General features: G+C 62.3%; 14 protein-coding genes and 1 pseudogene. 6 read left to right on the plus strand and 9 right to left on the minus strand.

Annotated elements, in window-relative coordinates; all coding sequences use genetic code 11:
- Window positions 1-5: 5 nt before the first annotated feature.
- Window positions 6-1,103 (minus strand): chorismate synthase, encoded by a 1,098-nt coding sequence (gene aroC, locus AMC88_RS04970; protein ID WP_064825807.1) that lies wholly within the window; start codon window positions 1,101-1,103, stop codon window positions 6-8.
- A 325-nt stretch (window positions 1,104-1,428) separates the two neighbouring features.
- Here aroC and AMC88_RS04975 point away from each other — a divergent pair, with 325 nt between their 5' ends.
- The 3 genes and pseudogenes from AMC88_RS04975 (at window position 1,429) to AMC88_RS31845 (ending at window position 2,268) form a co-directional block, all read left to right on the plus strand.
- Entirely contained in the window at window positions 1,429-1,689 is a 261-nt protein-coding gene (locus AMC88_RS04975) for a DUF1344 domain-containing protein (protein WP_003569889.1), read from the plus strand.
- Window positions 1,690-1,812: 123 nt separating this feature from the next.
- On the plus strand, window positions 1,813-2,070 hold the full coding sequence (locus AMC88_RS04980) for a DUF1902 domain-containing protein (RefSeq protein WP_064824901.1): 258 nt from the start codon (window positions 1,813-1,815) through the stop codon (window positions 2,068-2,070).
- A 4-nt stretch (window positions 2,071-2,074) separates the two neighbouring features.
- A pseudogene (locus tag AMC88_RS31845) lies at window positions 2,075-2,268 on the plus strand (type II toxin-antitoxin system HicA family toxin).
- Window positions 2,269-2,288: 20 nt separating this feature from the next.
- On the opposite strand, the gene AMC88_RS04985 reads toward AMC88_RS31845, so the two are convergent.
- From AMC88_RS04985 to AMC88_RS05000, 4 genes are all read right to left on the minus strand, one after another.
- Window positions 2,289-2,879 carry a histidine phosphatase family protein gene (locus AMC88_RS04985; protein WP_012482921.1) on the minus strand — a complete coding sequence of 197 codons (591 nt, stop codon included), beginning with the start codon at window positions 2,877-2,879 and terminating at the stop codon, window positions 2,289-2,291.
- Between the two features lie 20 nt (window positions 2,880-2,899).
- Window positions 2,900-3,718 carry an enoyl-ACP reductase FabI gene (gene fabI / locus AMC88_RS04990; protein WP_012482922.1) on the minus strand — a complete coding sequence of 273 codons (819 nt, stop codon included), beginning with the start codon at window positions 3,716-3,718 and terminating at the stop codon, window positions 2,900-2,902.
- A 121-nt stretch (window positions 3,719-3,839) separates the two neighbouring features.
- Entirely contained in the window at window positions 3,840-5,063 is a 1,224-nt protein-coding gene (locus AMC88_RS04995) for a DnaJ C-terminal domain-containing protein (protein WP_029531607.1), read from the minus strand.
- Window positions 5,064-5,368: 305 nt separating this feature from the next.
- Window positions 5,369-5,827 (minus strand): RT0821/Lpp0805 family surface protein, encoded by a 459-nt coding sequence (locus AMC88_RS05000; RefSeq protein ID WP_010020363.1) that lies wholly within the window; start codon window positions 5,825-5,827, stop codon window positions 5,369-5,371.
- Window positions 5,828-5,892: 65 nt separating this feature from the next.
- Here AMC88_RS05000 and pdxH point away from each other — a divergent pair, with 65 nt between their 5' ends.
- Window positions 5,893-6,513: a pyridoxamine 5'-phosphate oxidase gene (gene pdxH, locus AMC88_RS05005; protein ID WP_064824902.1), complete on the plus strand. Its 621-nt coding sequence runs from the start codon at window positions 5,893-5,895 to the stop codon at window positions 6,511-6,513.
- Window positions 6,514-6,518: 5 nt separating this feature from the next.
- Here the strand turns inward: pdxH and AMC88_RS05010 are convergent, their stop codons facing one another.
- Window positions 6,519-7,556: a polysaccharide deacetylase family protein gene (locus AMC88_RS05010; RefSeq protein ID WP_064824903.1), complete on the minus strand. Its 1,038-nt coding sequence runs from the start codon at window positions 7,554-7,556 to the stop codon at window positions 6,519-6,521.
- A gap of 214 nt (window positions 7,557-7,770) precedes the next feature.
- Between AMC88_RS05010 and AMC88_RS05015 the strand changes: the two genes are divergently transcribed.
- Together AMC88_RS05015 and AMC88_RS05020 are read left to right on the plus strand one after the other, a co-directional pair.
- The gene (locus tag AMC88_RS05015) at window positions 7,771-9,054 is read left to right on the plus strand and encodes a D-alanyl-D-alanine carboxypeptidase family protein (RefSeq protein WP_064824904.1); all 1,284 of its coding nucleotides are present in this window, start codon (window positions 7,771-7,773) and stop codon (window positions 9,052-9,054) included.
- A gap of 83 nt (window positions 9,055-9,137) precedes the next feature.
- Window positions 9,138-9,455, plus strand: coding sequence for a nucleoside triphosphate pyrophosphohydrolase family protein (locus tag AMC88_RS05020; protein ID WP_010016042.1), 318 nt, complete (start codon window positions 9,138-9,140; stop codon window positions 9,453-9,455).
- 45 nt (window positions 9,456-9,500) lie between these two features.
- On the opposite strand, the gene AMC88_RS05025 is transcribed toward AMC88_RS05020, so the two are convergent.
- From AMC88_RS05025 to AMC88_RS05035, 3 genes are all read right to left on the minus strand, one after another.
- Window positions 9,501-10,514 carry an inorganic phosphate transporter gene (locus AMC88_RS05025; protein ID WP_064824905.1) on the minus strand — a complete coding sequence of 338 codons (1,014 nt, stop codon included), beginning with the start codon at window positions 10,512-10,514 and terminating at the stop codon, window positions 9,501-9,503.
- Window positions 10,514-11,155 carry a DUF47 domain-containing protein gene (locus AMC88_RS05030; protein ID WP_004671832.1) on the minus strand — a complete coding sequence of 214 codons (642 nt, stop codon included), beginning with the start codon at window positions 11,153-11,155 and terminating at the stop codon, window positions 10,514-10,516. The genes AMC88_RS05025 and AMC88_RS05030 overlap by 1 nt, the downstream gene beginning before the upstream one ends.
- Before the next feature lie 181 nt (window positions 11,156-11,336).
- Window positions 11,337-11,828 (minus strand): GNAT family N-acetyltransferase, encoded by a 492-nt coding sequence (locus tag AMC88_RS05035; protein WP_064824906.1) that lies wholly within the window; start codon window positions 11,826-11,828, stop codon window positions 11,337-11,339.
- Window positions 11,829-11,842: the final 14 nt, after the last annotated feature.

Raw genomic sequence — 11,842 nt, forward strand, 5'->3', positions numbered from 1 at the left:
CGCTCCTATTTCAGACGGCCGATCTGGCCGCGGTCGCGAAGATAATGATCGGCGATGGCGCAGGCGACCATCGCCTCGCCGATCGGCACGGCGCGGATGCCGACGCAGGGGTCGTGCCGGCCCTTCGTGCGGACATCGACATTCTTGCCGTCGGCATCGATCGACTGGCGTTCGGTCAGGATCGAGGAGGTCGGCTTGACGGCAAAACGCGCCACGACCGGCTGCCCGGTCGAGATCCCACCGAGAATACCGCCGGCATTGTTGGAAAGAAAGATCGGCGTGCCGTCATTGCCCATGCGCATCTCGTCGGCATTGTCTTCGCCTGATGTTTCGGCCGCGGCAAAGCCGTTGCCGATCTCGACGCCCTTGACGGCGTTGATCGACATCAGCAGCGAGGCGATATCCTGATCGAGCTTGGCATAGATCGGTGCGCCGAGACCGGCGGGCACGCCCTCGGCGACCACTTCGACGACAGCGCCGATCGAGGAGCCCGCCTTGCGGATGCCGTCGAGATATTCCTCCCAGACGGGCACGATCGCCGCATCGGGAGAAAAGAACGGGTTCTGGCCGACCTGGTCCCAATCCCAGTTGCGGCGGTCGATCTTGTGCTTGCCGATCTGCACCAGCGCGCCGCGCACGGTCACACCGGGAACGACCAGGCGGGCGATGCCGCCGGCTGCAACCCGCGCGGCGGTCTCCCGCGCCGAGGAGCGGCCGCCGCCGCGATAGTCGCGGATGCCGTATTTCAGGTCATAGGTATAGTCGGCGTGGCCGGGGCGGTATTGCCGGGCGATCTCGCCATAATCCTTGGAGCGCTGGTCGGTGTTTTCGATCAGCATCGAGATCGGCGTGCCTGTCGATGTCATCGTCTCGCCGTCGGCGTCGAGCATGACGCCTGATAGTACCTTGACGAGGTCGTCCTCGCGTCGCTGCGTGACGAAGCGGGATTGGCCAGGCTTGCGCTTGTCGAGCCAGACCTGGAGGTCTTCAAGCTTGAAGCGCAGCCCCGGAGGGCAGCCGTCGACGACGCAGCCGAGCGCCGGACCATGGCTTTCGCCCCAGGTGGTTACGCGGAAGAGGTGACCGAATGTATTGTGCGACATGTGTTCCCACGGCGGCGCGCCAAAGCCGGCCGCGCCATTGCTTGAAAAGGCGCGACTCTCATAGGCCAAAAAACCGCCGAGGCAAAAGCCTTTCTTTGCGTCAAACCGACAGCTGCCGAAATGCTGTTCCCGGACTTTGCAATGGCCGTCACCAAGCCCGCCGCGGCTGCGATGCGGCGGCACGGTTAACGCGGCATCTTGATTATATTTAAAATCCTGTTCATCAATTGGGCGGGAAAAGCCATTCTTACGGGCAATTTTCGCCATATTCAGGAGCTTATCTGTGGCCAGTGTTCTCGTGCAGCGTTTCAAAAGGATTGTTGCCATGCGTTTCGTCGTCGCCACGCTTTTGGCCACAGCAAGTTTCCTGTCGCCGATGAGCGGCTTTGCCGAGAGCGCCGACGTCGAGGCGACGATCAAGAAGGTCGACACGGCCAATCTCGTGCTGACGCTCGACGACGGCAAGACCTATCAGGCGCCCGAGGAATTCAATTTCGACGGCCTCGAAGCCGGCGTCAAAGTGATCGTCTTCTATACCGAGGTCGACGGCAAGCGCGTCATCAACGATCTCGATATCGTCAAATAGCCAGGCCTAACCTCCTAGATTGACGTATAAATTTCACTTCCATTCCGCTACATATGTATACGACGACGCATCGGCGTAATATCAGCGGTGATGCGCAAACCGTGTAGGATAATCGTGTCCGCTATGGAGACTGATCGTACGAAGCACGCCTCGATCATAGTGCGCGCGGATTGGGATGAAGAGGCAGGCGTTTGGGTTGCCAGCAGCAATGATATCGAGGGGCTGGCCGTCGAAGCCGATACGCTCGAAGCACTCGAGCCAAAGGTTGTCGCAGCGATCACCGACCTTTTCGAATTGAACGGCTTCACCTCGAGCCTGCCGGAAATCCCCGTCCATATCATGGCCGAACAGCTCGTTCGCATCCCTTATCCAACTTACTGAGCGCATGGCCGGCTATCTCCGCGAACTCAAGGAGTTGTTGTTGAAAGGTGGCTGCGAATACGTGCGACCGGGGAAGGGCGATCATGAAATCTGGTACAGCCCGATTTCCAACCGTCATTTCACGGTCGATCATGGTGTTGAATCCCGCATACAGCCAATGAAACGCTGAAACAGGCCGGACTTCCGAAGGCTTTCTGATCGAGACGTAGTAACGACACCTACAGCCAGACGATCGTCTGCTCGGCGGTGTCGATCCTGACGATCTGGTCCTGCGGGATGCCGCCTTCCGCGGCGCTGCTTTTCGGCAGGTCGGCGATCATCTGGAAAAGCGTGCGGATGACGCCGCCATGGGTGACGCAGACGGTCGGGCGGTCGACCGAGCGCAGCCATGCGCCGGTGCGCCAGGAGAGGATCTCATAGCTTTCGGCATCGTCGCCGGGCGGGATGAAATCCCATTTCGAGGCATTGCGTTCCGCCACCCGCTCGCGCTGCGTCGCCTTCAGTTCCTTGAGCGTCGAGCCTTCCCAATCGCCGAAGGAAATTTCCACCAGCCTCGGATCGGTGCGATAGGCAAGCGGCGGCAGGCCCATGGCGGCGCGCATGATCTCCATGGTCGCGCGCGTGCGCCCGAGCGGGCTGGCGACGAAATCGAATTCGCCGACCGTCTCGCCGAGAATCTCCGCAAGTGCAAGGCCGTTCCGCCGGGCCTGCTCCAGGCCGACGGCGTTCATCGGAACGTCCTTCTGGCCCTGCAGGCGGCGCTCGGCATTCCAGTCCGTCTGACCGTGTCTGATCACATAGATAAGCACGGTCCAGACTCCGCAGGCATTTAGTCCTTGACGACCGAAATATCGGGAGCGTCGACCGCCTTCATGCCGATGACATGATAGCCGCTGTCGGCGTGGTGCACCTCGCCGGTGACCGAGCGCGACAGGTCGGACAGCAGGTAGAGGCCGACATCGCCGACTTCTTCGATGGTGACGGTGCGCCGCAGCGGGGCGTTATATTCGTTCCACTTCAGAATATAGCGGAAATCGCCGATGCCGGAGGCGGCGAGCGTCTTGATCGGTCCGGCCGAAACGGCGTTGACGCGGATGTTCTGCGGCCCGAGATCGACGGCGAGATATTTGACGCTGGCTTCGAGCGCGGCTTTGGCGACGCCCATGACGTTATAGTTCGGCATCACCTTCTCGGCGCCGTAATAGGTCAGCGTCAGCATCGAGCCGCCATCCGTCATCAGCTTCTCGGCGCGGCGTGCGACCGAGGTGAAGGAATAGACGGAGATCTGCATCGTCTTGTTGAAATTGTCGGGCGAGGTGTCGATGTAGCGGCCGGTCAGTTCGTCCTTATCGGAGAAGCCGATGGCATGCACGAGGAAATCGATCTTGCCCCAGAGCTTTTCGACATTTTCGAAAACCGCGTCGATGGTGGCTTCGTCGGCGACGTCGCAATGGCCGACGAGCGTCGCGTCGATTTCGGCGGCGAGCGGCTCGACACGCTTCTTCAGGGCATCGCCCTGATAGGTGAGCGCAACTTCTCCGCCCTGCGCATGAATGGCCTTGGCAATACCCCACGCAATCGAACGATTGTTGGCGACACCCATGATGACGCCGCGTTTGCCTGCCATGAGGCCGGATGCTTGAGCCATATTTCGCTCCCTAGGATTCTGATCGATCCTGCCTATGGCATAGGCCGTTAATCGGTTCAAGCTTGGCCTGGATCATCAACTGTTAGGGATCGTAACAAAGGGTGCGATTGTCGTAAAAATTTCACAAAAACAGGCCTTCGCGCATGCTGCGCATGAGATCGGTGATCTTGTCGTCGGGTTTTTCCCACAGGATGATGCGCAATTCGACGACGAGATCGCCTCTGCTGCCGTCGTCGCGCGGCAATCCCTGGCCGGAAATCCGGATTGTCTTGTCCGAGCCCGACCAGGCGGGAACGGTGATATCAAGCGGCCCGGCCGGTCCGTCGATGCGCGCCTCGGTGCCGAGCACGGCATTCTCGATGCTGAGCGGCAGCACGGCGTGCAGGTCGAAACCGTCGACGGTGAAGCGCGGATCGGGGGCGATGCGGATATTGACGACGGCGTCGCCGCGCTGCATGCCCGGCAGCTTGAAGCCCTGTCCCTTGAGCCGGACCTCGTGACCATCCGTCGTGCCCGCCGGCAATGCGAAGCCGATTTCGCGGCCCTCCGGCAGAGATGCGGTGACCCAGCCGCTCTTCAGCACGTCGTCGATCGTCACCGTCGCCGTCGTCACCTCGTCAGGCGCTTTTTCGAGGCCGGTATCCTTGGCGCCGGTGAAACGGCGCACCAGCGATGTCAGAATGCTGAGGGGCAGCGGCAGATTGGTGCCGGCGTTGTTGGACGCCTCGCCGGCTTCCTCCTCGGCGTCGGCGGCATCGCCATCGGCGCGCTTGCCCGCTTCGGCCTGTGCCTGGCCCTGCGTCTGCTGGCCCTGTGTTTGCTGAGACTGTGCCTGTTGAGATTGGGCCTGCTGATATTGGCTCTGCTGATTCTGGGTGTTCTGGGCGCGGCTCTGCGCCTGGCCGCCCGCCGCAGTCCGGGCCTGTGCGCCGAAAATGCGTTCCACCATCTCTTCGGCGCCTTCGCCGGCACCGGCCTGCTGCCTGGAGCCTTCGGCCGCGGTCTTCTGGGCGGCGCGGGCAAGCTCTTCCATCACCCGCTCGGCATTGGCCTGCGCCGCCTTGGCGCGGGCGGCTGCCTCGCGTGCGGCCTGACGCTGCTGCATGATCGTCTGTTCCTGCTTCTTGGCTTCCGCCATTCGCACCGCATTGTCGAACAGGCTGCGTTTGCGCGGATCCCTCAGCGTTTCATAGGCGCGGCCGATTTCGGCGAACCGGGCCGTCGCCGTCGGATCGTCCTGATTGTGGTCGGGGTGGGCGGCCTTCGCCATATTGCGCCAGGCCGCCTTGATCTCGTCGGCCGCCGCGTCGCGCTTGACGCCCAGAATTTTGTAAGGATCGCGCATGTCAAAACCGCCGGTGTTGCGATGCGGGCGCCTGTCCTTGCCCGGCATCCCCGCCCAATATCAAAGTCCAATATCAACGCCGTGCGGCGCCACCGGCCGCAAAGGCAGGGAGAGCCACTCTCAACGCCGATCGTGCGACTGAGTTGCTAATCACTTCTTATTTCTGTGGAGGGATTGGGAGTGTTTTGCCGCAAATGGTTAGCTCTTTGCTAAGCATTCGGCGGAAGCCGGCGGCCGTTAACCTGTGCGCGCCGAATCGGTTCTGCCGCGGGGATGATTCCCGCGTGGATCAATTTTCGGCCGGATCAGCTCTCCGGCTGGAAGCTCAGGAGCTGCCAGTTGCCGCCGCCGACCAGGCAGGTCTTGCCGTAGAATTTGGCGATGCCGACATAGGAGTGCCGGGTGGTGCGGAACTGCCGGCAGACCTGGCCCGCCTCATTGTTCTCGACGATCGTATCGATGACGCCGGCGCTGCCGGTCGATGCATTCGCCCAGGGAAGCGGCTGGCCTTCGAGCTTGCCGACATCGGCCGAAGTCACGGCGTTGCGCACGGTCATCTCGTCCGAGAGCGTGTCGGTGCTCGGCGGCGTCTGCGGCACCGTGCCCGTTGCCACCGACCGGTCGACCTTGGCTTCGCTCAGGAAATCCATACCGCCGGCAAGGCAGCCTGAAAGCGACAGCATTGCAGCGCCGATGACCAGGAAGACGCTGCCGCGTTGCCGCAGCCCCTTTGTATGGCGATATGACTTTGCTATGACTTCCACCCTGCATCCTGTCCAGTTATCAAAAGCTGGGCGAGTTTTGAATAATCCGGGGCATTTGAACCAATATGTCGGCAAACGAGTTAACAAGCGGTGACTTTACCGAAAGTGGCGAACCCTTCAAGCTCTTTGCCGAGTGGTTGAAGGAGGCGGAGGCCTCGGAGCCGAACGACCCGAATGCCGTGGCGCTGGCAACGGTCGATGAAGATGGCCTTCCCAATGTCCGCATGGTTCTCCTGAAGGGATTCGATGATGACGGTTTCGTCTTCTACACGAATTTCGAGAGCCAGAAAGGTCGCGAAATCTTGGGGCAGAGAAAAGCCGCCATGTGTTTCCACTGGAAAAGCCTGCGCCGTCAGGTGCGGCTGCGCGGGCCCGTCGAGATCGTGAGCGACGCCGAAGCCGACGCCTATTTCAAGACGCGGGCGCGCGGCAGCCGCATCGGCGCCTGGGCCTCCAAACAGTCCCGTCCGCTCGAAAGCCGCTTCGCGCTCGAGAAAGCGGTGGCCGAATACACCGCCCGTTATGCCCTCGGCGAGATACCCCGCCCGGCCCACTGGTCTGGCTTCCGCATCCGGCCGACCTCGATCGAATTCTGGAAGGATCAGGCGTTCCGCCTGCATGACCGAATCGAATTCCGTCGCCCGTCGCCGGTCGGCGACTGGGAAAAGGTGCGGATGTATCCGTAGGAAGCTTACTTGCCCATCAGCTTCAGCGGAATGCCGGAGGCAAGCGCCGAGACGTAGCGCCGCCTCTGGTAGAAGCCATTCAGCGACATGCGCGGGAGATAGCCGGTTTTCTCCGCGGCAGGCAGCCCCGGCTGCGTGGTGACCGCAACCGAAAAGCCCAGCCGGCCGGCAATCGCCGCCTCGCGGCCGGTCGCTGCCTCCGGCGTACCATAGGGATAGGCGATCGTGGCGGGACGGATGCCGGTGACCGCCTCGAGGTAATCGGCCGAAACTTCCATCTCGATTCGCGCTTCGGCTTCCGGCAGGCGGGCGAGCGCCCGATGGCTGATCGTATGAGCGCCGAGTGTGGCGAGCGGACGCCGGGCGAGCCACTGCAACTGCGCCGGCCCCATCACCAGCGCGCGCACGACATCGGTCGGCTCGATGCCGTTGTCCCGCGCCAGCACATCGAGGGCGGCGACGGCGCGGGCCTCGTCGGAACGGTGGATATACCATGCGAAGCGGTCGAAGGCGTCCCATTGCTGCTGCGGGCTTTCGAGCGCCAGCCGCTCGCTGCCGCGGCCGAAGTCGAAGCGGATTTCACGCGTCTGACGCAGCAGAACGGCGAGCGTTTCCCACCAGATGCTGTGGGAGCCTTCGGCAAAACCCTTGGCCACGAACACGGTGAACGGCGCCCGATGCCGCTCGAACACCGGCAGCGCATGCTCCAGATTGTTGATGTAGCCGTCATCGAGGGTAAAGGCCGCAAACGGCCTGCCGCCTTCGGGCTCGGCCAGCAGTGCCGGCAGTTCATCGAGCGGCACGAAGCGATAGCCTTCCCGCTTGAGCCGCCTGAGCGCCGCGTCGAGAAAGTCAGGCGTGATTTCGAGATGTGCGTTCGGCGCGAAGGAATGGGCAACGTGCGGGCGCACGTGATGCAGCGTGAAGATGACGCCGCGCCCGCGCGCCTGTCGCACCAGCCCGGCCGCGGCGATCAGCCAGGATGCCTCGAGCCCGGCGCCGATCGCCACGCGTTTTGCCAGTCGCTTCAATTGTCCCGTCATGCGCCGCCTACTGTCTTTTGCGTAAACTAGCAACAGCGGCTTAAGCCTTGCTGAATCCTGATTTCACACAGCTTCTTTGGTTTTCTGTTAACCAAGACGATGAAAAGACTAGAAAAATGGTAGGCGTTGCCGCAAAGTCGCGCCAAACTTGTTGCTTCTGTCACATTACGACACAGGGCCGGCCCATCGGGAGCCAGCGCATCAGGGGGACTCTATGAGAAAGCTATTGGCGGCTGTTTTGACCGTGACGCTCGCCGTTTCGGCGCCGCTTGCGGCTCTGGCCGGCAGCGCCTCGCTGATTCTCGATGCCCGCACCGGCAAGGTCCTTGCCGCCGAAAACGCCGACACGCTGAACCACCCGGCCTCGCTGACGAAGATGATGACGCTTTATCTCACCTTCGAGGCGCTGAAGCGCGGCAAGATCGATTGGGATACGCCGATCAGAATGTCGAAATATGCTGCCGCCCGGCCCCCGACTAAGCTCGGTGTCAAGGCGGGCGGCACCATCACGGTGCGAGAGGCCGTTTATGGCATGATCGTCAAATCCGCCAATGATGCCGCCGCCGCCATGGCCGAGACGCTCGGCGGCTCGGAGAGCGGTTTTGCCCGGATGATGACGGCCAAAGCCCGCCAGCTCGGCATGAGCCGCACCGTCTTCGTCAACGCATCGGGCCTGCCCAATCCGAGCCAGGTGACGACGGCGCGCGACATGTCGACGCTTGGCGTGGCGCTGATGAAGAATTACCCGAATGAATACCGCCTGTTTTCGATGGCAAGCTTCAATTTCCGCGGCAAGACCGTGCGCGGTCACAACAACCTCATGTACCGCTACCAGGGCATGGACGGCATCAAGACGGGCTATACCAACGCCTCTGGCTTCAACCTCGTCAGCGCCGTCAGGGACGGCAACCGCCGCGTCGTCGGCGTCGTGCTCGGCGGCCGCACCGCCCGCAGCCGCGACGCCAAGATGGCCGGTCTGCTCGACCGCTATCTCGGCCGTGCCTCGTCTTCCGGCGGTGCCAGACTGGTGGCGAGCGTCGGCGCCAAGGAGCCTGTCGAAGTCGCCTCTGCCGCCGATGCCTCCGATGTTCCGGTGCCGCTCAATGCGCCGCGCCCGGCCGATGATCTAGCTGCAAAGAGCCTGGCCTATGCCGATGACGCCGTCGTGCCGATGGAGCGTCCGGTCGCGATGGACGAGATTCTGAACGCCGGCAAGGCGTCGAAAATGCCGGCAGACAAGGCCGATGGCGACTGGCAGATCCAGATCTCGGCCGCCCCGAGCGCCGATGCGGCGCGTGCGCTTCTCGCTCAGGCGAAGTCGGAAGGCGGCGCGCCGCTGGTTTCCGCCTCGCCCTATACCGAGGCGGTCGGGACGGGCGCTAACAAGATCTATCGCGCCCGCTTCGTCGGCTTCGCCAGCAAGGATGCCGCCGTCTCCGCCTGCGATGCGCTGAAGCAGCGGTCCTACGACTGCATGCTGCTGCCCGATCACGGCTGACCGCCGCGCGACAGTCCGGGCAGGCCACTCTGGACATTCCTCGGGAATCGCGGTCTCCTTCCATAAACAAAAGGAGAACGCCCATGCTGCGCCGTCTCGCCGACCAGTTCGAAACCTCATCCGCCGCCTATGCCGCCGCCAACGGCATTGAGCGCGACGCCGACTGGTTCCTGTTGAAACTGCAGGAGGAAATGGGTGAGCTCACCCAGGCCTGGAACCGCCTGACCGGCCGCGGCCGCCGGAGGGAGCGGACGCAGGAAGAGCTCGACCGCGATCTTGCCGACGAGGCCGCCGACCTGCTCGGTCATATCCTGCTCTTTGCCCGCCGCAACGACATCGACCTTGCCGCCGCGATCGAACGGAAGTGGCGGTTTCAGCCGGCGCAGAGGCCGGACGCATAAGCACTGCGGCATCGCGCCCCCGGATCCTGGAGATCGCGACCGGCTTTAGAAGATTGCGCTCAATCCGGTTACCAGCCAGAACGAAAGCGCCGAAATCATCGCGGCGGCCGGCAACGTGATGACCCACGCGACGATGATATTGCCCGCCAGACCCCAGCGCACCGCAGACATGCGCCTTGCAGCGCCGACGCCGATGATGGCGCCGGTTATGGTGTGGGTGGTTGAAACCGGAATGCCGAGCCAGGTCGCGCCGAAAAGCGTCAAGGCGCCGCCCGTCTCGGCGCAGAAGCCCTGCATCGGGTTCAGCCTGGTAATCTTCGAACCCATCGTGTGAACGATGCGCCAGCCGCCGAACAGCGTGCCGAGAGCCATTGCGGCCTGGCATGACAGGACCACCCAGAGCGGCACATGGAAGCCGCCGCCGAGGTAACCTTGCGAATAAAGCAGCACGGCGATGATGCCCATGGTCTTCTGCGCGTCGTTGCCGCCGTGGCCGAGCGAATAGAGCGAGGCCGAGACGAATTGCAGGAAGCGAAACGATCGATCGACTGCAAAGGGCGTCTGGCGGATGAATGTCCAGGTCACCGCCAGGATTAGAAACAGCGCCAGGAGAAAGCCGATCATCGGCGACATGACGATTGCCGCAGCCGTCTTCAGAAGGCCGCTCCAGACAATCGAGCTCAGACCGGTTTTGGCAAGGCCCGCTCCGACCAGTCCGCCGACCAGAGCGTGGGAGGAGCTGGAAGGAATGCCGAAGATCCAGGTCACGACGTTCCAGACGATGGCGCCGACGAGCGCTGCGAAAATCACCTGTGGCGTGACGATCGCCGGATCGATGATGCCGGTTCCGAGCGTTTCGGCCACATGCAGGCCGAAGAACAGAAAGGCGATGAAATTGAAGAACGCAGCCCAGATGACCGCGTATTGCGGCCTCAGGACCCTGGTCGATACGATCGTCGCAATCGAATTGGCGGCATCATGCAGGCCATTGAGGAAATCGAACAGCAGGGCGACGCCGATCAGGCCGACGAGAAGGGGAAGAGCGAGCGCGGCCTCCATCAGACATTCTCGATCACGATGCCGCTGATCTCGTTGGCGACATCCTCGAAACGGTCGACCACCTTTTCCAGCTCACCATAGATTTCGCTGCCGATCATATAGGCCATCGCATTGTTGGCGCCGTGCCGGCGGAACAGATCTTTGAGGCCCTGCTCGTGCAGTTCGTCGGAGCGGCCTTCTACCCGCGTGACCTGCTCGACAATGGCGGATAGACGCGGCGCATTGGCGGTCATGCGATCGAGCAACGGAATTGCCTCGGCGATAAGATTGGCTGCCTCGACAACGGTCTTGCCCATCTCCCGCATGCCCGGATCGAAGCTGGTCTGCTCGAAGAGGCGGATGGTCTTGACGGTCTTGTGCATCATGTCGATCGCATCATCCATGGATTGGATGAGGTCCTTGATGTCGCCGCGATCGAAGGGCGTGATGAAGCTTCGCCGCACGGCCTGCATGACCTCACGCGTGATATTGTCCGCCTGGTCTTCCAATCGTACGATCGTGTCGCATTGCCGTTCGATCTCAATGCCCGACAGCAACCGGTCCAGGGCTTCCGCGGCTTCAACGATGGTCGTCGAATGCTGTTCAAACAGCACAAAAAACCGGTCTTCGCGCGGCATCAACTTTCGAAACCAACCAAGCATAAGGACCTCGCGATTCCTGGTCTGGGCATTGGACAGCGACAGCGAGCCGCCATCCGGGACGGCCGTTCATAACCTCTATCTCCTTGACGAGATAGGGCCGGGTCGAGGTTTATGACAGATTTGTGACAGCCGGCCCCGAAAAGCCGCTTTTCCCACGAAGGCGGGTTTTCAGCAGCAGCGATCAGCCGACTTTGTATCGGTAGAACTTGCTGTCCACCGCCATCAGCGGGAAGGTGCGGGGCAGGGCGCTCTTGGCGATCTCGGTGAAACCGTTCTTCTCATAGAAGCGATGGGCGGCGACGAACTTGTCAGTCGTGCCGAGGAAGATATCGGTGAGGCCGACATCCCTGGCGTGGGCAAACAGGCGGTCGAGGAGCAGCGCCGCCACGCCGTGCTCGCGGCCGCGAACCTCGGCGGCGACGAACATCTTGCGCAGCGCCGCCTGGTTGTTGCCGATATCCTTCAAGCCGACCGTCCCGACGATGACGTCGTCCTTGACGGCCACCCAGAACTGGCCTTTGCCGGACTGGTAGAAATCCGGAATGACCCTGAGATCCGGCTGCGCATCGGCGGTGATGTCGATGCCGAATTCCTCGCGCTGTATCGGCAGGATCACCGATAGCACGTCATCGGCGTCGCCTTCGGCAAAAGGCCTGATTTCGATCTCCGCCATGCGCTCCTCCCGCC

It is taken from the genome of Rhizobium phaseoli, from assembly GCF_001664385.1.
Lineage (GTDB): Bacteria > Pseudomonadota > Alphaproteobacteria > Rhizobiales > Rhizobiaceae > Rhizobium > Rhizobium phaseoli.